The following is a 24,910-nucleotide window of genomic DNA, read 5'->3' as shown; positions in this document are numbered from 1 at the left end:
GCGGAGGGATTCAGGCGAGCGGGGCGGGGGTGTGGTCCGCGGGCCCCGGCCGGATGGCGGTGTGGTCCGCGGGCCCCGGCCGGGCGGTCGGGATCCCGGGGCGGCGGGCGGTGCGGTCGTAGGCCGTCCAGAGCGCGGCGTACTCGCCCCCGGCGGCCAGCAGTTCCTGGTGCGTGCCCTGTTCGGCCACCTCCCCGTGGCGCAGCACGAGGACCCGGTCCGCGTGGCGTGCCTGTTCCAGGCGGTGTGCGACGACCACACTGGTCCGCCCCCGGGTGACCCGGGCGAGAGCCGCCTGGAGGAGGGCGCCGGTCCCCGGGCCGGATTCGGCGGTGGCCTCGTCGAGGACGACGACGGGCGGGTCGGCGAGCAGGACCCGCGCCAGCGCGAGGTGCTGGACCGATCCGTCGTCGAGCGGGACACCGGTGGGGCCGAGGACGGTGTCGAGCCCGGAGTCCAGCCGCAGGGCCCACTCCGCCCCGACCTCGCGCAGGGCCCGGCGCAGTTCGGCGTCGGTGGCGCGGGGCCGGGCCATGCGCAGATTGTCCGCGAGGGTACCGCCGAAGAGGTGGACCTCCTGGGTGACCAGGTACCGGGCGGGAGCGTACGGGGTCTCGGCGGCCCCGACGGTGATCCGGCCCCGGTCCGGCTCGCCCAGGCCCGCGATCAGCCGGGCCAGTGTGCTCTTGCCCGAGCCGCTGGCGCCGACCAGCGCGAGGCTGGTGCCCGCGGGGACCCGCAGGGAGATGTCGCGCAGCACGGGGCGGGCGCTGCCCTCGTACGCGTACGAGACGCCCCGTACCTCGATCTCCGGGCGGCCGGACGGCTGTTCCGGCCCGTCGTCCCCGCCCGGGTGGCCGCCCTCGCCCGGGCTCGCGCCCTCGCTCTCACCCGGGCCGCCGCCGTGGCCCAGGTCGGTGATCCCGACGAGGCGGGACAGTCCCACGGTGGCCCGCTGGATGTCGTCCAGACTGTCCAGCAGCACCCCGACCGGACCGAAGAGCCGGTGGACGTACAGGGCGGCGGCGGTGGCGGTGCCCAGGGAGACGGCGCCGGAGCCGACCAGTACGAAGCCCGTCATGAGCACGGCGGCGAGACCGAGGTACTCCGCCGTGTTGAGCAGGCCGTTGAACCGGTTGCGCAGCCGCATCCCGTCGCGCTGCCGCTCGACCGCCCGCAGGCTGCGTCCGGCCAGCTCGTCGAGGTGGTGGCGCTGGGCCCGGTACGCACGGATCGTCTCGGCCCCCCGCACCGCCTCGATGACCAGCTGCCCGCGTGCGGACTCCAGCCGGCGGATGTCCCCGTACACCAGGTGCGAGCGGGCGAGGAACCACCGGGCGGCGTGGATGTGGACCGGCAGGCAGACGAGACCGGCGAGCGCCAGGCGGTAGTCCAGGACCGCGAGGCCCAGCAGGCTCAGGCCGGTGGTGAGGGCCGCGTGGGTCACCTCGGGAAGCACGTCGGAGGCGGCTTCGGACACCGCCTCCACGTCGTGGGTGACCCGGGAGACGACATCGGAGCTGCCGGCGGACTCCAGGGTGTTCAGGGGAAGGCGCACCGCGGTCTCGAACACGTCCTCGCGCAGCCCGGCCAGCACCTGCTGGACGAGGGCGGCCAGCATCCGGCCGCCGGCATAGGAGAGACCGGCGCCGACGGCGGCGGCGAGCGCGAGCGTCAGCCCGAGGACCGCGATCCGCCCCCGGCCGGCCCCGGCCGTGACGGCGTCCACCACGTCTCCGAGGACCGGGGGTGTCACCAGGGTGGCCGCCGTACCGCCGAGCAGGACGAGCAGGGACGCGGCGAGCCGGCCCCGGTGCGCGCCGAGCCGGCGGAGGAGCTCCCGGCGGGTGCGGCGCGCGTCCGCGACGGGCAGGGTGCCTTGCTCGGGGCTCACCGGTGGGTTCCCTTCGGGTCGTGGTCGTGGGCGTGGTCGTCGCCGTCGAGCACCACGACCCGGTCGCAGACGGAGAGCAGGATCGGGCTGGCGGTGATCAGGAGGACGGTGGCCGGCAGACCGCGCAGCCCCTCGGCGACGCGCTGTTCGGTCACCGGGTCGATCGCGGTGGTGGGTTCGTCGAGGACGACGAGGCCGGCGCCGGTGTGCAGGGCACGGGCGAGCAGCAGCCGCTGGCGCTGGCCGCCGGAGAGCCGGCGGCCGTGCTCACCGACCTCGGCCCGGTCGCCGCCGATGTGTTCGAGTACGTCGTCGAGCACCACGGCCCCGAGCACGGCGGGGTCGGGTTCTTGTCCTTCGGGGACGAGGTTCGACCGCAGGGTGCCGGAGAACACCGCGCCGTGGTGGGGCGGCGCGGTGATCCGGGCACGGACCCGCTCCGGGCCGAGATCGACGGCGTCGGCTCCGCCGATCAGGAGTTCGCCACGGCCCAGCGGGACCCGGTAGCCGAGCCGGTCGCTGAGGTCGCGGGCGTGTGCCGGGTCCCGGGGGACGACACCGACGAGGTCCCCGGGGCGCAGATCGAGGGGGGCGCGGTGCCCGGGCGGAAGCCACCGGACCGCCGTACCGTCCTGGCCGTCCGGGCTGTGCCGGCCGTCCCGGCCGGAACAGCCGGCGGGGTCGGCGTGGCGGGCCCGCCCCGGGGCGAGCAGGGGCGGTTCGTCCATCAGCCCGCCGAGCCGGCGCGCGGAGGCGCGCTTATGGGCCCAGTGGGACGCGAAGGCGCCGGCCTGGGCCAGCGCGCCCTGGAGGTACTGGGCGAGGCCCAGGACGGTGACGAGCCGGCCGACGGTGAGCCGGCCGTCGAGGGCGAGCCAGGCGGACGCCGTGGTGAGCGCGGCGAGGAACACTCCCGACAGCAGTGTGCCGAGGTTGCCGTACGCCAGGACGGAACGCGAGGCGGCGACGGCGCCGTGCCGGGAGGCGTCACTCACGGCCCGGTAGCGGCGGGCGGCCTCCGCCCGGCCCCCCATGCCGATCACCACCCGCAGTCCGGCGATCATGTCGGTGGCCACCTCGCCGGCCCGCGCCGCCGCGCTCTGCTCGGCCAGGCCCCGGGCCTCCAGCGGCATCGAGACGCGGTGCATCACGACCAGCACCAGCACGGTGCCGGCGATGACACCCAGGCCCAGCGGTACGGAGATCGTCAGCAGGACCGCCGACGCCACCAGGATCGCGGTGAGGGCGGACGCCTGCTGGACGACGCTCCAGGAGACCCCCGCGACCCGGTAGGCGTCGGACGAGACCAGGGAGAGCGCCTCGCCCGGTCCGGGGCGGCGGCGCAGGGAGCGCGGATCCAGCAGCCTGGTCATGGCCCGCTGTCTCAGCTCGTGTTCGCCGTGGCCGTAGACCGTCACCATGGACGAGGACGCCCGCTGGTAGGAGAGCGACAGGACGACGAAGACCCCGGCGAGCACGGCGAGCCACCGGAACAGGGCGGCGCGGCCGGCCGGGGCCATCGCCCGGTCGATGACGACGCCGATGAGGACGGGGACCAGCGCCTCGCACAGTTGGTGGAGCATGAACGCGAGGGTGGTGAGAGCCATCCGGTGGCCGCGCCCGTCCCGCAGCAGCGCGACCCGGAACAGCGCCCGGACGGTCCCCGGCCCGAGGGCCCCGGCGGCTCCGGCGGCCCGGGCTTCAGGGGTCCCCGGGGCCTCGGGGGTCCCGGCTTCGTCGGTTCCGTGAGCCCCGGCGGTCCCGGCTTCGTCGATTCCGCGGGCCCCGGCGGCCCCGGCGGCTTCGCCGGCTCCAGTGGCTTCGGCCGCACCGGCGGCTGCAGCGGCTTCGGTGGTCCGGGCTCCGGGGGCCCCGGAGACTTCGACGGTCCCGGCGGTCCCGGGGGCTTCGGGCGGGGTCATCGGCGGCCGCCCCGGTACTGACGGACGAGCAGCCAGGCCAGATAGACCCCGCCGACGCACACCGTGACCACGCCCACGGGCAGGTCGACGCGCTGGGCGATGAAGTCGGCCGTGACCAGCACCGCGGCGCCGGTGAGCGCCGCCGGGGCGATCCGCAGCGTGGTGGCGCCCCGGGTCAGGCGCCGGGCGATCTGTGGTGCGGCGAGCGCGACGAACGCGATCGGACCGACGGCCGCGGTCACCAGCGCGGTGAGGGCGACGCCGACCAGGGTGCCGGCGAACCGGGCGCGCCGCGCGTTCACCCCGAGCGCCACGGCGGTGTCGTCCCCCATCTCCAGCTGGACCAGGGGCCGTACCACGGTGGCCGCGCAGATCAGCAGGACGACCAGGACGACCGCCGCCACCCGCAGCTGCTCGAAGCCGAGCCCATTGAGGGAGCCGGCTCCCCAGGTGGCCACGAGCATCGCCTGCTGCGGACTGACGGAGAGGAGCAGCATCGAGGTCAGGGAGCTGAGGAACGCGCCGACGGCGATGCCGACGATGATGAGCCGGAAGGGGCGCACCCCGTGGCGATGGGCCAGCGCGTACACCAGGAGCGCGGTCACGGTGCCGCCGGTCAGCGAACCCGAGGCCACCGCCAGGTAGTCGGCGCTGCCGAGCAGCAGCATGACCACGCTCGCGCCCGCGTACGAACCGGAGGCGAAGCCGATCACGTCGGGGGAGCCCAGCGGGTTCTTGGTGAGCGACTGGAAAATCGCTCCGCTGACCGCCAGCGCCGCCCCGCAGACCACCGCGAACAGCAGCCGGGGCAGCCGCCAGGTCACGACGACCAGCCGCGCGCGGGGGTCGGCGTCCGGGTCGAACAGGGCGGACAGCACCTCGGCGGGGGAGAGCCGCAGGGAACCCGTACCGAGGGCGAGCACACCGAGGAGGGCCACCACCGCGGCCAGGGTCCCGCAGACGAGGACGGACCTGCGCTCGAAGCGCAGGGCCACTCCCCAGCGGCGCCACACCCAGGTGGCCCGGCCGGGACCGACCCGGGCCGGCGGTGTCGCGGCGGTCACAGGCTGCTCACTTTCCGGCGCCGGACCAGCACCACGAGGACGGGGGCGCCGACGAGCGCGGTGACGAGTCCGACCTGGAGCTCTCCCGAGGGGAGCACCACCCGTCCGACGATGTCGGCGGCCAGCAGGAAGGCGGGGGCGGCGACGGTCGTCACGGGCAGGATCCAGCGCTGGTCGGGCCCGACGAACCAGCGCACCACATGGGGCACCATCAGGCCCACGAAGGAGATGGGTCCGGCGACGGCGACGGAGGTGCCGGCCAGCAGGGTGACGGCGAGGACGACACTCACCCGGGCGACCGCGAGGCGCGTCCCCAGGGACCGGGCGATGTCGTCGCCGAGCGCCAGGGCGTTGAGGGAGCCCGCGCTGAGCAGTCCCAGCGCGATGCCGGCGCCGACGAGGGGAAGCGCGACCGGGAGGATGTCCAGGGAGCGGCCGCCGATCGATCCCACTCCCCAGAACCGCATGACGTCGAAGGTGGTCGTGCTCTTGAGCGCCATGGCGGAGGTGAGGCCGCCGCACACGGCGGTGAACGCGACGCCCGCCAGGGTGAGTTTCACCGGTGTGCCCCGGTCGGCGCCGATCGAGCCGAGGGCGTAGACGAGCACGGTGAGGCCGAAGGCGCCCGCCAGCGCGAACCAGATGAACTGGCTCGCCGCGCCGAACCCGAGGACGGCGACGGCGAAGGTCACGGCGAGGCTCGCGCCCGCGTTGACCCCGAGGACGCCGGGGTCGGCCAGGGGGTTGCGGGTGAACGCCTGGATCAGCGCGCCGCTCAGGCCCAGCGCGGCGCCGGTGACGAGCCCGATCACGGTGCGCGGCACCCGCAGCTCGCGCACCATCACGTGTTCGTCGGAGTCGTCGAAGTGGAACAGGGCGTCCCAGACGGTGCCGGGGGAGAGGGACCGGGCGCCGACCATGACGCTGAGAACGGCCATGACGAGCAGCAGCCCGACCGCGGTCAGCAGGATCAGCAGGCGGGTCCGGCGGGCCGGGCCCGCGCCGGGGCGCGGTCCCGGCGCGGCGGGCTCCGGCTCCGCGGTGAGGGCACCCGGTGGTGGTGCGGTGGTGGTCATGGTCGTCCTTGGAGGGGTGTCACCCGGGCCTGTCGTTCGGGTCGGGCTGGGCAGGATCCGAACGACAGGACCCGAGGAGCGCCGGGTGACGGTCGGGCGCCGGGTGACGGTCAGGAGTGCGTGCCGGTGGCGCCCTTGCCCGCCACGGCGTCGGCGAGCATCGGCACATAGCGTCCGAGCGCCCAGGGGATGGAGAGCACGGACGTTCCGGTGGTGGCCATGGCCAGCTGGTCGTCCGCCACGAAGGCGTAGTGCTTCCCGGCGATCGGCTGCCAGCGCGCGAAGAGCGGGTCCTTGAGGGAGTGGGTGATCTCGGTGGGGTCGTTCGCCCAGGCGACGAAGACATCGGCCTTGATCGTGCCGAGCTTCTCCAGACTGATCGCGCCGTACCAGTCGGAGCCCTTCGCGGTGGACGCGATCGCGCTCATCGAGGGGGTGTTCCTGAAGCCCATCTCGGTCAGCAGCCGGACGCGGGCGTCGTAGTCGAGGTAGAGGCCGACCTCCGTCGCCCCGGGCGTGAGGGCGAGGCCGTAGGTGAAGGTCTTGTCCTTGAACTCCGGGTGCTGCTCGGCCACGGCGGCCAGTTGCCCGCTGACATCGCCGACCAGGCGCTCGGCCTTCGCGTTCTCGCCCATCGCCTTGCCGATGGTGCGGGTCATCTCCTGCCAGGTCCCGCCGTCCCAGGGCTTCTTGAGGTAGGGCAGGGTGGGCGCGATCTCGGAGAGACGCTTGTAGTCGACGTCCGTGATGCCGGAGTACAGACCGATGATGAGATCCGGCTTCAGCGCGAGGATCTGCTCGAAGTCGATCTCGCCTCCGTCGCCCTGCTTCAGGACCTCGGGGAGGGGACCGCCGAGCTTCTCGACGGCACCGCGGAACCACGGGGTGTACCCGTCCTTGTCGCCGCCCCACTGCTTGTCCACGCCGACCGGTACGGTCCCCAGCGCGGCCACCACGTCGAGCGAGATCCCGTTGAGCGCGACGACGCGCCGGGGCTTCTGCTTGATCGTCGTTGTCCCGTGGGCGTGCTTGATGGCCAGGGGGAAACTGCTCGCGCCGGTGCCGGTCTTCGCCTGCGGGGCGGCCTGCCCGGACTCGCCACCGCCGCAGCCTCCCAGGAGGAGGACGGCGGCGACGGCGAGCGCGGCGGCGCGGGCCAGGGCGCCCGGTCCGCGTCTGGCCGGAAGGGATAGGGACACGTTTCTCCTTGGATCTGGACACCGCGTGGTGGTGCGACAGCGGGTGTACGGGGTGTGCCACGGGCAGCGGTGCGGACCGTCAGGCCGGCACCGTTGAGGTTAGGTCACCCTTACTCAGTGGACCGTAGGAGAGTGGGCCCCGGAAGGGGGTCGAGAACCGGCCAGAGTGCGTCGCGAATCGGTCACTCGCCGGCCGGACCGCTCCGGCGGCGGGTGGTCGGGGCAGAGGCCCGGCCGGGGAGGGGCGCCCGGCCGCCCGGCGAGGTGCTCAGCGGTCGGCCGGTGCGAGCGCTGTCCGTTCGCGCAGATACGCGGTCGGACTGGTGCCGGTCACCCGGCGGAAGGCGGCGGAGAACGCGCTCGTGGTGGCGTAGCCGCAGCGGTGGGCGACCAGGTTGACCGGGCAGTCCTGCGCCAGCAGGGTCGTGGCCAGAGACATCCGTACCAGCGACCGCCACCGCGCGAACGGCATGCCGACGTCACGGACGAACGCCCGGGTGACGGTGCGTACGCTCAGCGCGTGCCGGCTCGCCCACTCCTCCAGCGAGAGGTCGCTCTCCGGGGCCCGCACGATGTCGTCGGCCAGGGCGCGGATCCGCGGGTCCTCGGGGACGGGAACCTCGATCGCCGCGTACGGGTCCTCCTCCAGCATCTCGATGACCAGGCGCTGGGTCCGCAGCCGGCGTTCGTCGGGCATCGGCGTGGCGTCGAGGTGGAGCAGCATCTCCTGGAGCGCGCGCCCCAGTCGCAGCGGCCGCGGGGCGGACCAGTGCGGTGGGATCGCGGCCGGCGTCACATAGGTGTAGCAGCTGACGCTGCCCGGATCGGGGCGGGAGGCGTGCGGGGTGCCCGGGGGCAACCAGGCGCCCTGGCCGGGCAGGAGGCGGCGGACGGTGTTCCGGGTCTGCAGCGTCGTCGAACCGGTGTGCGGCCAGACCAGGAGCGCGTCGGTGTGCGTGTGCACGCCGGTCGCCGTCGGCCCGGTCGGTTCGGAGCCGTCGAAGACCGCGGTGGTCAGCAGATAGGGGGCGTCCACCAGGGGGCCGCCGATCGATGGTTCGGTCCATCGGAGCGCGGCCGTCATGAGCCCCGCACCGCGCTCACGACCGGGGGCAACCACCGAAACAGACATGAACTTAGGGTAACCTAAATTGATGGGGTGGACCGCCGTGCGTCACGGCGGACGCTCCCCGGCCTCCCGGGCGCCTGCGGACCCGCGAGTTCCCGCGTGCGCGCCCCGGTCCACTCCGTGGGCGCCGGCCGGCGGGCGGCCGGTCACCACGCCGAGAGCCCCGAGAGCACCGGGTGCCCCGAGACCGGCGAAAGTGCCGAGACCGGCGAGAGTGCCGAGAACGGCGAGAGTGCCGAGAACGGCGGGTGAGGGACCGGGCCCCGGCGCGGGGTGATCGGCCACCGGGTATCTTCCTCTGGCGGCGTGTCGAGGATTTCTCCGCGCCGCGTCAGGGAGGGAAGACATGCGCGTATCACCGCTCCGGCGCCTGGCCACGCTGGCCACGACGCTGGGGCTCACCTCGCTCGGGCTCCTCGGTGCGGGCGCGGCGCCCGCACAGGCCGCGATCAAGGACTGCCCGGCGGGGTATTTCTGTGCCTGGAAGACCGACAACGGCACCGGCACCATGTTCAAGACGAACACCGACAAGGCGACGCTCGGGGCCTGGGACAACACGTTCCGCTCGGTCGTGAACCACACGTCCAAGTTCGCCTGTCTGTACGACGACCCGAAGCACGGGCCGGCCGGGAGTGTCTCCGTGTGGGATCCCGACCCCAAGGGCACCGAGTGGGGCCACTCGGGCGGCACCGTCAGCTCGCTGCGGCTCGTTCCCACGTCGCGGGAGTGCGTCCTGCCGGTCTACCCGCGGTGGTACTCGTCGGTCGCGCCCCGTGCGGCGGGCTTCGGTGACCTCGACGCCGACCGCCGGGCCGATGTCCTCGTCCGGGACAAGGCGGGCCGGCTCTGGTTCCTGCCCGGTGACACCACCGGCAAGCTGGTCGGCACCGGCGGCTGGAACGCCTTCGACTCCCTCGTCCGGCACGGTGACTTCACCGGCGACGGCCGGGAGGACGTGCTCGCCCGCGAGGCGTCCACCGGAAAGCTGTGGCTGTACTCCGGCACCGGCACCGGAAGCCTCGGTGCCCGCAAGCTCCTGGGCGGCGGCTGGAACGCCATGAGCCGGATCGTCGGCGCCGGTGACCTCACCGGCGACGGCCGTGCCGATGTGCTGGCCGTCGAGAAGTCCACCGGCAAGCTGTGGCTGTACCCGGGTACCGCCACGGGTGGCCTGGGAGTGCGCAAGCTCCTCGGCAGCGGCGGGTGGAACGGCATCAACGCCCTGGTCGGCGCGGGCGACATGAACGGTGACGGCCGAGCCGATCTGATCGCCCGCGAGGCGTCCACCGGGAAGCTCTGGCTCTACCCGGGCAAGGCGGGCTCGCTCGGCCCCCGGGTGCTGAGCGGTTCCGGCAGCGGCTGGAAGCTCATGGACACCTTCCTGGGGGTGGGCGACGTCAACGGTGACGGCCGGGCCGACCTCGTCACCACGACCACCAGTGACTTCGTCAGTCCGGAGTGCCGGGGTGTCGGCTGCCAGCTCGTTCACACGGGCCGGGGCAACGGTGCGCTGGAGCCGGGCGTGGTGGTGGACACCGACTGGTGGGACCTGAACGGCCTCTTCTGATCCGGCCGCCGGTTCCGGGCACGGGCCCGGAGCCCAGGGGCCGGGAGCCGGGCCGTCGCCTCCGCGCGGCGGCCCGGCCCGGACCTGGCTTCCGGAGCTGCCGGATCGGTGCCCGGGTCGCCGCGCCCACGGGCGGGGCCACCCGGGAAAAGGCGTGGTGGGGGCGGTGGGGATGGGCGAGAATCGGGCGTGTGTTCCTGACGATCAGCACCACCGGCACCCCTGAACGCCCCGCCACCGACCTGGGTTTCCTGCTGCACAAGCATCCCGGCAAGGCGCAGGCGTTCTCCACCGCGTACGGCACCGCCCATGTGTTCTACCCCGAGGCGTCCGAGGAACGGTGCACGGCGGCGCTGCTGCTGGAGGTGGACGCGCTCGGACTGGTGCGGCGCGGACGGGGCAAGGGCCGGGGCGGGGCGCCCGACGCGGCGCTGGCGCAGTATGTGAACGACCGGCCCTATGCCGGGTCCTCGCTGCTGTCGGTGGCGATCAGCACGGCCTTCAAGAGCGCCCTGCGCGGCGACTGCGCCGCCCGGCCCGAACGGGCCGCGGCGCCGCTGCCGTTGCGGATCGAGGTGCCGGCGGTGCCCGCGCGCGGCGGGGCCGGGCTGGTCCGGGCGCTCTTCGGGCCGCTCGGCTGGGCGGAGGTGCGGGCCGAACCGGTGGCCCTGGACGCGGCCTTTCCCGAGTGGGGCGACTCCCGGTATGTCGGGCTGGCCCTGGAGGGCGAGGTACGCCTGGCCGACGCGCTGCGGCAGTTGTATGTGCTGCTGCCGGTGCTGGACGACGCCAAGCACTACTGGGTAGCCCCCGACGAGGTGGACAAGCTGCTGCGCGCCGGGGAGGGCTGGCTCGCGGAACACCCCGAGCGACAGCTGATCACCAGCCGCTATCTGGCCCGCCGCCGGGGCCTCACCCGGCAGGCCACCGAGCGGCTCGAACTCGCCCGGCTGGCCGAGGCGGAGGGCCTCGACGCGGAGGCGGTCGACAACGCGGTGGACGAGACCACCGACACCGAGGAGCGACCGGTCCCGCTGGCCGTCCGGCGCCGGGAGGCCATTCTGGCGGTGCTGCGCGGGGCGGGCGCCGGCCGGGTGCTCGATCTGGGCTGCGGACAGGGCCAGTTGGTGGGAGAGCTGCTCAAGGACGTCCGGTACACCGAGATCGTGGGCGTCGACGTCTCGGTGCGCGCCCTCACCGTGGCCGGCCGGCGGCTGAAGCCGGAGCGGATGAGCGAGCGCCAGGCCGGGCGCGTACGGCTGGTCCAGGGCTCGCTGACGTACACCGACAAGCGGCTCACCGGATATGACGCGGCCGTGCTCAGCGAGGTGATCGAGCATGTCGACCCGGACCGGCTGCCCGCGCTGGAGTACGCGGTCTTCGGCTCCGCGCGCCCCGGCACCGCCGTCGTCACCACGCCCAACGCCGAGTACAACGTCCGCTGGGAGAGCCTGCCCGCCGGGCACGTCCGCCACGGTGACCACCGGTTCGAGTGGACCCGCGCGCAGTTCCGCGCCTGGGCCTCGGCGGTGGCGGAGCGGTACGGATACACCATGCGGTATCTGCCGGTGGGGCCCGACGACCCGGAGGTGGGGCCGCCGACCCAGCTGGCGGTGTTCACCCGGGGCAGTGATGCCGTCGGCGCGGCCGGGGACGGTGTGACGAGCGGTGTGAGTGAGGTAAGTGGTGTGCATGACGGGGGCCATGGGATGAGCGACCGCAGTGGTACGAGCACGAGCACGAGCACGAGCACGGGCACGGGGGAGGGGGCGGCATGAGCGCCGGGTACATCGCCGGGGAGCCGGCCGGACGGGCGCTGGCCGTCACCGATCTGTCCCTCGTGGTGCTGATCGGCGCCACCGGATCGGGCAAGACCACCTTCGCGCGCCGGCACTTCAAGCCCACCGAGGTGCTCTCCTCCGACTTCTGCCGGGGGCTGGTCGCGGACGACGAGAACGACCAGACCGCCAGCGGGGACGCCTTCGACGTACTGCACTACATCGCCGGCAAGCGGCTCGCCGCCGGACGGCTGACCGTGATCGACGCGACCAATGTGCAGCGGGAGAGCCGCGCCCAGCTGGTGCGGCTGGCCCGGGAGCACGATGTGCTGCCGATCGCCGTCGTGCTCGACCTCCCCGAGGAGGTGTGCGCCGCGCGGAACGCCGGCCGGCCGGACCGGGCGGACCTGCCCCGGCACGTCATCCAGCGCCACCGCCGCGAACTGCGCCGCTCACTGCGGGGACTTGAGCGCGAGGGCTTCCGCAAGGTGCATGTGCTGCGCGGGGCCGAGGAGGTGGCGGCGGCCCGGGTCGTGCTGGAGCCGCGCTACAACGACCTGCGCCACCTCACCGGCCCGTTCGACATTATCGGGGACGTGCACGGCTGCTCGGCCGAACTGGAGGCGCTGCTCACCCGGCTCGGTTACGCGGACGGCGCCCACCCGGAGGGGCGTACCGCCGTCTTCGTCGGGGACCTGGTGGACCGGGGGCCCGACAGCCCGGGCGTGCTCCGCCGGGTGATGTCCATGGTCCGCGCGGGCACCGCCCTCTGTGTGCCCGGCAACCACGAGAACAAGCTCGGCCGCCGGCTGCGCGGCAAGCAGGTCCAGCTCACCCACGGGCTCGCCGAGACCATCGCCCAGCTGGACCGCGAGAGCGAGGAATTCCGGGCCGAGGTGCGGGAGTTCATCGACGGACTGGTCAGCCACTACGTGCTCGACGGCGGCCGTCTGGTGGTCTGCCACGCCGGGCTGCCCGAGAAGTACCACGGCCGCACCTCCGGCCGGGTGCGCTCGCACGCGCTGTACGGCGACACCACCGGCGAGACCGACGAGTTCGGGCTGCCGGTGCGCTACCCGTGGGCCGAGGAGTACCGGGGCCGGGCCACCGTGGTCTACGGCCACACCCCGGTGCCCACCACCTCCTGGGTGAACAACACCATCTGCCTGGACACCGGGGCCGTCTTCGGCGGCCGGCTGACCGCGCTGCGCTGGCCGGAGCGCGAACTGGTCGACGTACCGGCCGAGAAGGTCTGGTACGAGCCGGTACGGCCGCTCGCCACCGACGCGCCCGGCGGCCACCAGGGCCGGCCGCTCGACCTGGCCGATGTGCACGGACGGCGGGTCGTGGAGACCCGCCACCTGGGCAGGGTCGCCGTGCGCGAGGAGAACGCGGCGGCCGCCCTGGAGGTGATGAGCCGGTTCGCCGTCGACCCGGCGCTGCTCCCGTACCTCCCGCCGACCATGGCGCCGACCGCCGCCTCCCGGCTGGACGGCTATCTGGAGCACCCGGCGGAGGCGTTCGCCCAGTACCGGGCCGACGGGGTGGCACGGGTGGTGTGCGAGGAGAAGCACATGGGCTCGCGGGCCGTCGCCCTGGTCTGCCGGGACGCGGACACCGCCCGGGAGCGGTTCGGCGCCGCCGGGCCGACCGGCGCGCTGTACACCCGTACCGGTCGGCCGTTCTTCGACGACCCGGCGGTCACCGAGGAGGTGCTGGACCGGCTGCGGGCCGCCGTCACCGGCGCCGGGCTCTGGGACGAGCTGGACACCGACTGGCTGCTGCTCGACGGCGAGCTGCTGCCCTGGTCGCTGAAGTCCATGGGGCTGCTGCGCGGCCAGTACGCCGCCGTGGGCGCCGCCTCGGGCGCCGTGCTGCCCGCCGTGGTGGCCGCGTTGGAGGCGGCCGGGGCCCGGGGCGCCGGGGCCGGCGCGCTGCTGGAGCGGCAGCGGGCCCGGGCCGTGGACGCGGCGGCGTTCACCGAGGCGTACCGGCGGTACTGCTGGACCACCGAGGGCCTGGACGGGGTGCGGTTCGCGCCGTTCCAGGTGCTCGCCGGGCGCGGCCGGTCGCTGGCGGACGTACCGCACGACGCCCAGCTGGCCTGGCTGGACCGGCTGGTGGAGCGGGACCCGACCGGACTCCTCCGGGCGACCCGGAGGATCCTCGTGGACACCGGCGACGAGACCTCGGTGCGGGCCGGTACCGACTGGTGGCTGCAGCTCACCGGCGCGGGCGGCGAGGGCATGGTGGTCAAGCCGCTGGACGCCCTGGTGCGGGACGGCCGGGGGCGGCTCGCGCAGCCGGGCGTCAAGGTGCGGGGCCGGGAGTATCTGCGGATCGTCTACGGCCCGGAGTACACCCGCCCGGAGAACCTGGAGCGGCTGCGGGACCGGTCCCTCGGCCACAAGCGGTCGCTGGCGCTGCGGGAGTACGCGCTCGGCCTGGAGGCGCTGGACCGGCTGGCCGGGGGCGAGCCGCTGTGGCGGGTCCACGAGGCGGTCTTCGCGGTGCTGGCCCTGGAGTCGGAGCCGGTCGACCCCCGGCTCTGAACCCAGGAGCCCGGCGGTGAACCGGGGCGCGCCCCGCCGTGGACCCGGGCGGGCGAGTGGCCGTGGACCCGGGCGGGCCCGGCTCCACTGTCCCGGCCGCCCGGGAGCGGCGGGGCCCGGGTGGTCACGGGTCGTGCCGGGCCGCCGTACCGCCGGGTCCCGGCGGCCCGCTCCGGCCCTGGTCCCGGCCCGGTCCGGTCCGGGCGCGGGCCCGGCCGGAAGGTCGCGGCGGTGAAGGCGGGTGAACTGTGACGCGGGTGGTCAGGATGAGGGCATGGGATTCCACGTCGATTCCGAGACCGGGCGGCTCCGCCGCGTCATACTCCACCGGCCCGATCTGGAGCTGAAGCGGCTGACCCCGCGCAACAAGGACGCGTTGCTCTTCGACGACGTCCTCTGGGTGCGCCGGGCCCGCCAGGAGCACGACGGCTTCGCCGATGTGCTGCGCGACCGGGGGGTGGCGGTGCACCTCTTCGGGGACCTGCTGCGCGAGACCCTGGAGCTGAGACCGGCGCGGGATCTGGTGCTCGACCGGGTCTTCGACGAGAAGGAGTACGGTCCGCTCGCCACCGACCACCTCCGCGCCGCCTTCGACGCCATGGAGACCGCCGATCTGGTGGCGGCGCTGGTCGGCGGGATGACCAAGCGGGAGTTCCTGGAGGGCCATCCCGAGCCGGTCTCGGTCCGGTTCCATGTGATGGACCCGGACGACTTCCTGCTCGGCCCGCTCCCCAACCACCTCTTCACCCGGGACACCTCCGCCTGGATCTACGACGGTGTCTCCATCAACGCCATGCGCTGGCCGGCCCGGAAGCGCGAGACGGTCCATTTCGAGGCGATCTACCGGCACCATCCGCTGTTCACCGGGCCGGAGGCGGGCGATTTCCACCACTGGTCGGAGGGACAGGGCGACTTCCCGTCCACCATCGAGGGCGGCGACGTGCTGGTCATCGGCAACGGAGCCGTACTGATCGGCATGAGCGAGCGCACCACCCCGCAGGCGGTGGAGATGCTGGCGCGCGGCCTCTTCGCGGCCGGCTCGGCCCGTACCATCGTCGCCCTCGACCTGCCGAAGAGCCGGGCCTTCATGCATCTCGACACCGTGATGACCATGGTCGCCCCGGACGCCTTCACCCAGTACGCCGGGCTCGGCATGCTCCGTTCGTACACCATCGAGCCCGGCGAGGGCGGCCGGGCGCTGAAGGTCACCGACCACCCGCCGGAGCACATGCACCGGGCCGTCGCCGCCGCCCTGGAGCTGCCCGCCATCCGGGTGCTCACCGCCACCCAGGACGTGCACGCGGCCGAGCGGGAGCAGTGGGACGACGGCTGCAATGTGCTGGCGGTGGAGCCGGGGGTGGTGGTGGCGTACGAGCGGAATGTCACCACCAACACCCATCTGCGCAAGGAGGGGATCGAGGTGATCGAGATCCGCGGCAGCGAGCTGGGCCGGGGGCGGGGCGGGCCGCGCTGTATGAGCTGCCCGGTGGAGCGCGACGCCGTGTGAGTGCTCGGTGCGTGAGTGCCGGTGCCGGGTGCGCGGGGGAGGAGGCGGCCCGGGAGCGGGATGCCATGATCGGTGTCGGCCGGGCCGGCCCGCCCGGCCGGCCGCCGGGCCCTGGGGGCGGCACCGGCCGGAGACGGAACAGAGGATGTATAAAATTGCATCCACCCGTATAGGATTCCGATGTCCCGTACCCAGACCCCAGGAGCAGCGCCATGGCCCCCGACCTCACCGGTCGCCACTTCCTCAAGGAGCTGGACTTCACCGCCGAGGAGTTCCGCGGCCTGCTCGGCCTGGCCGCGGAACTCAAGGCGGCGAAGAAGGCGGGCACCGAGGTCCGGCGGCTGCGCGGCCGGAACATCGCGCTGATCTTCGAGAAGCCCTCCACCCGGACGCGCTGCGCCTTCGAGGTCGCCGCCGCCGACCAGGGCGCCGCCACCACCTATATCGACCCGGCGGGCTCGCACATCGGCAAGAAGGAGTCGGCGCGGGACACCGCCCGGGTGCTCGGGCGGTTCTTCGACGCCATCGAGTTCCGGGGCGACGCCCAGGCCACGGTGGAGGAGCTGGCCGCCCACGCCGGGGTGCCGGTCTACAACGGCCTCACCGACGACTGGCACCCCACCCAGATGCTCGCGGACGTGCTCACCATGACCGAGCACACCGGCCGGCCCCCGGAGCGCGTCGCCTTCGCCTATCTCGGTGACGGCCGGTACAACATGGGCAACTCCTATCTGATCACCGCCGCTCTGCTCGGCATGGACGTCCGGATCGTGGCGCCCGAGGAGTACTGGCCGGCCGGGCCGGTGGTGGCCCGGGCCCGGGAGCTGGCGGGGGCGAGCGGCGCCCGGATCACCCTGACCCCCGACATCGCGGAGGGGGTCCGGGGCGCCGATTTCGTCGCCACCGACGTATGGGTCTCCATGGGGGAGCCCGCCGATGTGTGGGACGAGCGGATCGCCGCCCTCGGCCCGTACACGGTGACCATGGACGTGCTGCGCGCCACCGGCAATCCGGAGGTGCGGTTCCTGCACTGCCTGCCCGCCTTCCACGACCTCGGCACCTCCGTCGCCCGGGAGATCCACCGGCGGTACGGCCGCACCGAGCTGGAGGTGACCGACGAGGTCTTCGAGTCGCCGCACTCGGTGGTCTTCGACGAGGCCGAGAACCGGCTGCACACCATCAAGGCGGTGCTGGTGGCGACCCTCGGATCCGCCGGGGACGTATCCGGCCACTGATCCACTGATCCGTATCGACTACGATCGGTACGAACGATTCGCATGGTGGGGTCCGGGCTCGCAGGCCCGGGCCCCGTCGTGTTGGTACAGCCCCTCGGGGTGCCGCACTCCGGTGCGACACCCCGGCACGCCGCACTCCGGTACGCCGCCCACCGCGCGATCCGCATCCGGGCGCGTACCGTGCGACCGCACCCCGCGTCGCGACCCGCTTTCCGCACGGCAGCACGGCCAAGAGAAGAGAACCACCCCATGCGTCCCACCGGACCGCGCATCAAGAACCCCGCCCAGCTGATCGCCGAATCCGGCGCCGACCTGGAGGGGCACGGCCTCAACCGCACGATGGGCCTGTTCCAGCTCGTCTGCTTCGGCGTCGGCGCCATCGTCGGCACCGGCATCTTCGTCGGGCTCTCCGACAGTGTGGCGGAGGCGGGCCCCGCGGTCGTGGTCTCCTTCCTCCTCGCCGCGATCACCTGTGTCCTCACCGCCTTCGCCTTCGCCGAGCTGGGCAGCGCCATCCCGGTCTCCGGCAGCTCGTACTCCTTCGCCTACGCCACGCTCGGGGAGCGCACCGCGTTCCTGGTCGGCTGGTGTCTGCTGCTGGAGTACGGCGTCTCCGTCTCCGCCGTGGCGGTCGGCTGGGGCCAGTACCTCAACGAACTGCTCGACAGCCTGGTCGGCTGGCAGCTGCCCGCCGCCCTCTCCAGCCCGCCCGGCGACGGCGGAGTGGTGAACATCCCGGCCGTCGTGGTCATCGGGCTCGCCGCCCTGCTGCTGGTCCGGGGCATCCGGGAGAGCGCCCGGGCGACGGCCGCGATGGCGGTGGTGAAGCTGGTGGTCCTGGTGCTCTTCTGCGCCATCGCCTTCACCGCGTTCCGCTCGGACAACCTCTCGCCGTTCACCGCGCACGGGATCGCCGGGGTCACCTCGGGCGCCTCGCTGGCCTTCTTCTCGTACATCGGCTTCGACGCGATCACCACCGCCGGCGAGGAGGTCAAGAACCCCCGCCGGAACATTCCGCTGGCCATCCTGATCTGCATCGGCATCGTCACCCTGCTCTACTGCACGGTGGCGGTCGCGGCCATCGGCGCGCTCTCCGCCGACGAGGTGGCCGACCAGCCGGCCGCCCTCTCGCTGATCGTGGACCGGGTCACCGAGTCGGCGTTCGGCGGCGGGATCATCGCCTTCGGCGCGGTCGTCGCCATCGCCTCGGTGGTGCTGGCGGTGATGTACGGCCAGACCCGGATCCTGATGTCGATGTCCCGGGACGGCCTGGTCCCGCACGTCTTCGAGAAGGTCTCCCCGAAGACCTCCACCCCGGTCGCCAACACCTGGATCGTGGCGCTGGTCTTCGCCGTCCCGGCCGCCGTGGTCCCGCTGGACGTGGTGATGAACCTGACCACCATCGGCACCCTCGCCGTGATGGCCTCGGTGAACATCGCGGTGATCGCGCTGCGCCGCCGCTACCCGGACGCCGAGACCAGCTTCCGGGTGCCGCTCTACCCGGTGGTGCCCGCGCTCGGCGTGCTGTTCTGCCTGTATCTGATCTGGGGCACCGGCTGGCGGACCTGGCTCCAGTTCGCCGTCTTCCTGGCCGCCGGGGCGCTGGTGTACGCGCTCTACGGGCGCCGCAACTCGCGGCTCGGGCTGCGCCAGGCGGCCGCCGCCGAGGCGCCCGCGGCCACCCCGGAGGGCTGACGCCCCGCCCCCGGAGCGCCGGTGACCACCGACGGCTCCCGCCCGGATCCTCTCCGGGCGGGAGCCGTCGTCTTTCCGGGCGCCCGCCGGTACCTCCGGCGCCCACCGTCGTGTCCCGGGCGCCCGCCGTCGTGTCCCCGGCGCCCACCGCCGGGCGCTTCGCATCCCGAATCTCGCGGGTGCCGGGGTATGTCGCGCACTCGTGACGGGCGTCACGTATGCGTGCTAGCGTCGAAGCGCGGCGCCCGGGTCGCACCGCACCCACCCCACGCGGGCCTCGGGGGTCCGCCCACCGAGGGAGGCCGCGTACCGATGAGCCCCTTTGCCAGCTCCGCCGCCCGCACCGGGACATGGCGCCATCTCCGGCTGGAGATCCGGGACGGGGTCGCCACCGTCACCCTGGACCGGCCGGGAAAGCTCAACGCCCTCACCTTCGGCGCCTACGCCGATCTGCGGGACCTGCTCGCCGAGCTGTCCCGGGAGCGGCTGGTGCGCGCCCTGGTACTGGCGGGGGAGGGGCCCGGCTTCTGCTCCGGCGGGGACGTGGACGAGATCATCGGCGCCACCCTCGCCATGGACACCGCGCAGCTGCTCGACTTCAACCGGATGACCGGCCAGGTGGTCCGGGCCCTGCGGGAGTGCCCCTTCCCGGTGATCGCCGCCGTGCACGGGGTGGCGGCCGGGGCGGGCGCGGTACTCGCCCTGGCCGCCGACTTCCGGGTGGCCGACCCCACCGCCCGGTTCGCCTTCCTCTTCACCCGGGTCGGGCTCTCCGGAGGCGACATGGGCGCCGCCTATCTGCTGCCCCGGGTGGTCGGCCTCGGCCACGCCACCCGGATCCTGCTGCTCGGTGAGCCGGTCCGCGCCGCCGAGGCCGAGCGCGTCGGGCTGCTCAGCGAACTCACCGCCGAGGGCGAGGCGGACGAGCGGGCCGCCGCACTCGCCCGCCGGCTCGCGGACGGGCCGGCCCTCGCGCACGCCCAGACCAAGGCGCTGCTCACCGCCGAACTGGACATGCCGCTCGGCGCCGCCGTCGAACTCGACGCCGCCACCCAGGCGTTGCTGATGAACGGCGCCGACTACGCAGAGTTCCACGCGGCCTTCACCGGCAAGCGGCCGCCCGTCTGGCAGGGGCGGTGAGGGGCCGTGCGGATCGCGGTCATCGGCGGCGGGCCCGGCGGACTGTACGCGGCCGCGCTGCTCAAACGGCTCGACCCGGCTCGGGAGATCACCGTCTGGGAGCGCAACGCCCCCGATGACACCTTCGGCTTCGGGGTGGTGCTCTCCGACGAGACGCTGGGCGGTATCGAGCACGCCGACCCCGAGGTGTACCGGGCGTTACGGGAGGAGTTCGTCCGCTGGGACGACATCGACATCGTGCACCGGGGCCGGACGCTCACCTCCGGCGGCCACGGCTTCGCCGCGCTGGGCCGCCGCCGGCTGCTCGCCGTCCTCCAGGAGCGCTGTGCCGGTCTCGGGGTACGGCTCCGCTTCCGCGCCGAGGCGCCGCCGGCCGCCGAACTGGCCGCCTCCCACGACCTGGTGGTCGCCGCCGACGGGGTGCACAGCCGCACCCGGGCCGCCCGTCCGGAGGTCTTCGGGCCGCGCCTGGCCACCCATCGCAACCGGTACATCTGGCTCGCCGCCGGCTTCGCCTTCGACGCCTTCCGGTTCGAGATCGCGGAGACCGAGCACGGGGTGATGCAGCTGCACGGCTATCCGTACGCGCCGGACGCCTCCACCGTCATCGTGGAGACGCGCGAGGAGGTCTGGCGGGCCGCCGGCTTCGACGAGACCGACCCGGCCGACTCGGTGGCCCGCTGCGCCAAGGTCTTCGCCGAAGCGCTCGGCGGCCGGCCGCTGATCGCCCGCGACTCCGCCTGGACCGCCTTCCGTACCGTCACCAACGCCCGCTGGTCGCACGGGAACACCGTGCTGCTGGGCGACGCCGCGCACACCGCGCACTTCTCCATCGGCTCCGGCACCAAACTGGCGGTGGAGGACGCCCTGGCGCTCGCCGCCTGTGTGACCGAGCACCCGGACCTGACCGCCGCGCTCGCCGCGTACGAGGCCGAGCGCCGCCCGGTGGTGGAGTCCACCCAGCGGGCCGCCGCCGCCAGTCTGCGCTGGTTCGAGGAGCTGGCCGGCCGGCTCGACCGGCCGCCCCGGCAGTTCGCCTTCGACCTGCTCACCCGCAGCCGCCGGGTCACCCACGACAATCTCCGGCTGCGTGACCCGGAGTTCACCACCGGGGTGGAGCGGGAGTTCGGCTGCCCGCCGGGTACGCCGCCGATGTTCACCCCCCTGAGCCTGCGCGGACTGACCCTGCGCAACCGGGTGGTGGTCTCCGCGATGGACATGTACTCGGCCGAGGACGGCCTCCCGGGCGACTTCCACCTGGTCCATCTGGGCGCCCGGGCGCTGGGCGGGGCGGGGCTGGTGATGACCGAGATGGTCTGCGTCTCCCCGCACGGCCGGATCACCCCGGGCTGCGCCGGGCTCTACACGCCCGGACACACCGCCGCCTGGCGCCGGATCACCGACTTCGTCCACCGGCGGTCGCCCGGCACCGCGATCGGCGTCCAACTCGGCCACTCCGGCCGCAAGGGGTCCACCAAGCTGATGTGGGAGGGCATGGACCAGCCGCTCGACACCGGCAACTGGCCACTGTACGCGGCCTCCCCGCTGCCCTATCTGCCCGGTGTCAGCCAGGTCCCGCAGGAGTTGCACCGGGCCGCGCTCACCGATCTGCGCGGGATGTTCGCCGCCGCCGCGCGCCGGGCCGCCCGGGCCGGCTTCGATCTGCTCGAACTCCACTGCGCCCACGGGTATCTGCTGTCGGGCTTCCTCTCGCCGCTCACCAACCGCCGTACCGACGCCTACGGCGGCTCGCCGGAGGCCCGGCTGCGCTTTCCGCTGGAGGTCTTCGACGCGGTACGGGAGGCCTGGCCGGACGAACGGCCCATGACCGTACGGCTCTCCGCGACCGACTGGGCGCCCGGCGGCACCACCGCCGAGGAGGCCGTGGAGATCGCCCGGGCCTTCACCGCCCATGGCGCGGACGCCATCGACGTCTCCACCGGGCAGGTGGTCGCCGACGAGCGGCCGGAGTTCGGCCGCTCCTACCAGACGCCCTACGCCGACCGGATACGGGCGGAGCTGCGGGTGCCGGTGATCGCGGTCGGCGCCATCTCCTCCTGGGACGACGTCAATTCGCTGATTCTCGCGGGCCGGGCCGACCTCTGCGCGCTGGGCCGGCCGCACCTCTACGACCCGCACTGGACCCTGCACGCCGCCGCCGAGCAGGGCTATCAGGGCCCGGGCGCCCCCTGGCCGGACCCGTACCGGGCCGGCAGCCGCCGGCCGCCGACCGGCCGCACCGACGGCCCCCGGCCCCGGCTCACCCTCCCGCCGGCCACCTGAGCGGGCGGGCCGCCGGGGGCCGCCCGTCCCGGGCGCGTACGGCCGCCGGGCCGGTCCCGGTCGGGTACGACCTCCGGCCGGGCCCCGGGCTCCGTACGGCGGACCCCGTCCCGTACGGCCGCCGGCCGGCACGTGGGGCGTAGGGCCGCCGGGCCGGCTCAGCCGCGTACGAAGGCGGCGCCCGCGTCCCGGAGCCGCCGGTGGAGGGCGGCGAACACCGCCGCCGCCCGGCCCCCCGGCCAGTCCGCCGGGAGCAGCGCGGCGGGCAGCCCGGGGTCGGCGTACGGCAGCCGCCGCCAGGCGTCCAGCGCGGGGAGGTAGTCCCGGTACGCCGCCTCGGCGGTGCCGTCCGCCCCGTCGGCCCGGGCGTCCCGCGCGGCGGCCCCGCCCCCGGCCGGCTCCCCGGGGGCCCCGCTCCCGCTCGGACCCCCGGGGGGCCCGCCCCAGGACCGCAGCACCGGTTCCTGGGCGGCGAGGAACTCCTCGTACCGCGCCGCGATGGCCGGGAGGTCCCACCAGCGGGCCACCGCCCCGGCCGTGGCGGTGAAGCCCAGGTGCTCGCCCCGGAAGAGGTCGACGTACCGGGCGAGCCCCAGCCGCTCCAGTGTGTGCCGGGTCTCCTCGAAGACCGCCGCCGGGGCGATCCAGACCCCGGGCGCGGCCGTGCCGAAGCCGAGCCGGGTCAGCCGGGAGCGGAGCAGATGCCGCTGCCGCCGTTCGGACTCGGGCACCGAGAACACCGCCAGCACCCAGCCGGCCGCCGGCTCCGGAGGCCGTTCCGGGTAGATGCGCCGGTCGCCGTCGTCGAGCAGCTGCCGGGCGCCCGGCGAGAGGGCGTACCCGGCGGCTCCGCCCGCCGTACGGCGTGGTTCGAGCAGGCCGCGCCGCTTCAGCCGGGAGACCGCCGAGCGCACCGACGGGGCGTCCACCTCCAGGGCGGCCAGCAGCCGGATCAACTCGGCCACCGCCAGCGGTTCGTCGCCCGGCGTCCGCCCGTACGCCCCGTACAGGGTGAGGATCAGGGAACCCGGGGTGCGCTGTTCGGCCACGGGCCCCACCCTATGCCGGGGCCTGCCGGGAACCGCTCACTCCCGGAGCCGGAACCGCTGGAGCTTGCCGGTGGCCGTACGGGGCAGCGCGTCCGGGAACGCGAAGACGCGCGGGCACTTGTACGGGGTGAGCCGGGCGCGCACGAAGGCGCGCAACATGTCCGCCGTGACCTCGTCGCGCGGCACCCCGGCCCGGAGCACCACATGCGCCACCGCGACCTGGCCGCGCAGCTCGTCGGGGCGGCCCACCACGGCCGCCTCCCGCACATCGGGGTGGGCGAGCAGGACCTCCTCCACCTCGGCCCCGGCGATGTTGCGCCCGGCCGAGACGATCATGTCGTCGGCGCGCCCGACATAGCGCAGCCGGCCGTCCGGTTCGCGGACGTAGGTGTCCCCGGTGAGGTTCCAGCCGTCCCGCACATACTCCCGCTGGCGCGGATCGGCGAGATAGCGGCAGCCCACCGGGCCGCGTATCGCGAGCAGCCCCGGCTCGCCGTCCGGCACCGGCCGGCCCGCCCCGTCCACCACCCGGGCCCGCCAGCCGGGCACCGGCACGCCCGTGGAGTCCGGCCGGGCGGCCTCGTCGGCGGCCGAGACGAAGATGTGCAACAGCTCGGTGGAACCGATGCCGTTGATCAGCCGCAGTCCGGTCCGCTCGTACCAGTCGTGCCAGACCGCCGCCGGCAGATGCTCGCCCGCCGAGACACAGCGGCGCAGCGAGGAGAGGTCGTACGGCCGGTTCTCCGGCGGACCGGTCCGGGAGCCGAGCGCGTCGAGCATCAGCCGGTACGCGGTGGGCGCGGTGAACAGCACGGTGACCCGGTGCTCCGCGACGGCCGCCAGCAACTGCTCCGGCCGGGCCCGCTCCAGCAGCAGCGCCGAGGCGCCGGCCCGCAGCGGGAAGATCAGTAACCCGCCCAGGCCGAAGGTGAAGGCGAGCGGGGCGCTGCTGGCGAACACATCGCCGGGCCGGGGCCGCAGCACCCGGGCGGAGAAGGTGTCGGCCACCGCCAGCACGTCCCGGTGGAAGTGCGCACAGCCCTTGGGACGGCCGGTGGTGCCCGAGGTGAAGGCGATCAGCGCCACGTCGTCGCCGGCGGTGTCCACCGCCCGGTACCCCGCCGGAGCGCCGGCCGCCAGCCGCAGCAGATCGTCCGGGCCCGCGCCGCCGAAGGGTGTGATCCGCAGCCCCGGCACCTCCGCCCGGACCAGTTCGTCCAGCGAGCGGGCGTCGCAGAGCGCATGGCTCACCGAGGCCCGCTCGCACATCACGGCCAGCTCCTGGGCGCGGGCCTCGGCCAGCACGGTGACCGCCACCGCGCCGGCCTTCATCACCGCCAGCCAGCAGGCCGCCAGCCAGGGGGTCACCGGACCGCGCAGCAGCACCCGATTGCCGGGCACCACCCCGAGGCGGCCCAGGGTGTGGGCGATCCGGTCGACCCGGTCGCGCAGTTCGCCGTAGGTCCAGATCCCGCCCGAGGCGTCCCGGAGCGCGGGCCGGCCGGCGCCGAATCGGTCCGCCGTGCGGTCCAGCAGCTCCGTGCCGCAGTTGAGCCGGCCGGGGTAGCGCAACTCCGGCAGTTCGAAGTCGAGTTCGGGCCACTCCCCGGGCGGTGGCAGATGGTCCCGGGCGAAGGTGTCGCGATGTGCCGACGCGGTCAGCTCCATGGTTCGCCCCCTTGTCATGGTGGGAACGCTCCTGGAGCGTAACGGGAAAGTGACGACAGTCAATGGCACGCGATAAAACCCACGGGTCCGGTGGGTGCCGGGCTTCGCGCGCACCGGAGTGGTGCGCGCCCGGGCCTTCGCGCCCACGGGCC

The 24,910-nt window shown here is 74.3% G+C and carries 16 protein-coding genes; 8 read left to right on the top strand and 8 right to left on the bottom strand.

Going from position 1 to position 24,910, the window contains the following annotated elements:
• Positions 1–10: 10 nt before the first annotated feature.
• From NX801_RS07850 to NX801_RS07825, 6 genes are all read right to left on the bottom strand, one after another.
• Positions 11–1,894 carry an ABC transporter ATP-binding protein gene (locus NX801_RS07850; RefSeq protein ID WP_258786398.1) on the bottom strand — a complete coding sequence of 628 codons (1,884 nt, stop codon included), beginning with the start codon at positions 1,892–1,894 and terminating at the stop codon, positions 11–13.
• A complete protein-coding gene (locus NX801_RS07845; RefSeq protein ID WP_258786397.1) occupies positions 1,891–3,501 on the bottom strand; it encodes an ABC transporter transmembrane domain-containing protein in 1,611 nt (536 codons plus the stop codon). Before NX801_RS07845 ends, NX801_RS07850 begins: the two co-directional genes overlap by 4 nt.
• Positions 3,502–3,812: 311 nt before the next feature.
• A complete protein-coding gene (locus NX801_RS07840; protein WP_258786396.1) occupies positions 3,813–4,880 on the bottom strand; it encodes a FecCD family ABC transporter permease in 1,068 nt (355 codons plus the stop codon).
• Positions 4,877–5,956 carry a FecCD family ABC transporter permease gene (locus NX801_RS07835; RefSeq protein ID WP_258786394.1) on the bottom strand — a complete coding sequence of 360 codons (1,080 nt, stop codon included), beginning with the start codon at positions 5,954–5,956 and terminating at the stop codon, positions 4,877–4,879. The genes NX801_RS07840 and NX801_RS07835 overlap by 4 nt, the downstream gene beginning before the upstream one ends.
• A 110-nt stretch (positions 5,957–6,066) precedes the next feature.
• Entirely contained in the window at positions 6,067–7,155 is a 1,089-nt protein-coding gene (locus NX801_RS07830) for an iron-siderophore ABC transporter substrate-binding protein (protein ID WP_258786392.1), read from the bottom strand.
• 268 nt (positions 7,156–7,423) lie between these two features.
• Entirely contained in the window at positions 7,424–8,287 is an 864-nt protein-coding gene (locus NX801_RS07825) for a helix-turn-helix domain-containing protein (protein ID WP_258786391.1), read from the bottom strand.
• A gap of 343 nt (positions 8,288–8,630) precedes the next feature.
• On the opposite strand from NX801_RS07825, the gene NX801_RS07820 reads away from it, so the two are divergent.
• The 8 genes from NX801_RS07820 to NX801_RS07785 all read left to right on the top strand — a co-directional run bounded on the left by NX801_RS07820 (position 8,631) and on the right by NX801_RS07785 (position 22,041).
• On the top strand, positions 8,631–9,851 hold the full coding sequence (locus NX801_RS07820) for an FG-GAP-like repeat-containing protein (protein ID WP_258786390.1): 1,221 nt from the start codon (positions 8,631–8,633) through the stop codon (positions 9,849–9,851).
• Between the two features lie 191 nt (positions 9,852–10,042).
• Complete coding sequence (locus NX801_RS07815) at positions 10,043–11,629, top strand: 3' terminal RNA ribose 2'-O-methyltransferase Hen1 (protein WP_258786389.1); 1,587 nt, start codon at positions 10,043–10,045, stop codon at positions 11,627–11,629.
• Positions 11,626–14,181, top strand: a complete 2,556-nt coding sequence (locus tag NX801_RS07810; RefSeq protein ID WP_258786388.1) for a polynucleotide kinase-phosphatase — start codon at positions 11,626–11,628, stop codon at positions 14,179–14,181. Before NX801_RS07815 ends, NX801_RS07810 begins: the two co-directional genes overlap by 4 nt.
• A 274-nt stretch (positions 14,182–14,455) precedes the next feature.
• Positions 14,456–15,688, top strand: a complete 1,233-nt coding sequence (locus NX801_RS07805; protein WP_258786387.1) for an arginine deiminase — start codon at positions 14,456–14,458, stop codon at positions 15,686–15,688.
• 212 nt (positions 15,689–15,900) lie between these two features.
• On the top strand, positions 15,901–16,923 hold the full coding sequence (argF, locus tag NX801_RS07800; RefSeq protein ID WP_258786386.1) for an ornithine carbamoyltransferase: 1,023 nt from the start codon (positions 15,901–15,903) through the stop codon (positions 16,921–16,923).
• Positions 16,924–17,172: 249 nt separating this feature from the next.
• Complete coding sequence (locus NX801_RS07795) at positions 17,173–18,618, top strand: amino acid permease (protein ID WP_258786385.1); 1,446 nt, start codon at positions 17,173–17,175, stop codon at positions 18,616–18,618.
• Positions 18,619–18,930: 312 nt separating this feature from the next.
• Positions 18,931–19,758 carry an enoyl-CoA hydratase family protein gene (locus NX801_RS07790; protein WP_258786383.1) on the top strand — a complete coding sequence of 276 codons (828 nt, stop codon included), beginning with the start codon at positions 18,931–18,933 and terminating at the stop codon, positions 19,756–19,758.
• A gap of 6 nt (positions 19,759–19,764) precedes the next feature.
• Positions 19,765–22,041: a bifunctional salicylyl-CoA 5-hydroxylase/oxidoreductase gene (locus NX801_RS07785; RefSeq protein ID WP_258786381.1), complete on the top strand. Its 2,277-nt coding sequence runs from the start codon at positions 19,765–19,767 to the stop codon at positions 22,039–22,041.
• Between the two features lie 158 nt (positions 22,042–22,199).
• Here NX801_RS07785 and NX801_RS07780 read toward each other — a convergent pair whose 3' ends face one another.
• Both NX801_RS07780 and NX801_RS07775 read right to left on the bottom strand, forming a co-directional pair.
• Complete coding sequence (locus NX801_RS07780; protein WP_258786380.1) at positions 22,200–23,090, bottom strand: PaaX family transcriptional regulator; 891 nt, start codon at positions 23,088–23,090, stop codon at positions 22,200–22,202.
• Positions 23,091–23,126: 36 nt separating this feature from the next.
• Positions 23,127–24,758 carry an AMP-binding protein gene (locus tag NX801_RS07775; RefSeq protein WP_258786457.1) on the bottom strand — a complete coding sequence of 544 codons (1,632 nt, stop codon included), beginning with the start codon at positions 24,756–24,758 and terminating at the stop codon, positions 23,127–23,129.
• Positions 24,759–24,910: the final 152 nt, after the last annotated feature.

Source organism: Streptomyces pyxinae (assembly GCF_024756275.1).
Classification (GTDB): domain Bacteria; phylum Actinomycetota; class Actinomycetes; order Streptomycetales; family Streptomycetaceae; genus Streptomyces; species Streptomyces pyxinae.
This window is presented reverse-complemented; position numbering and strand designations above follow the sequence as displayed.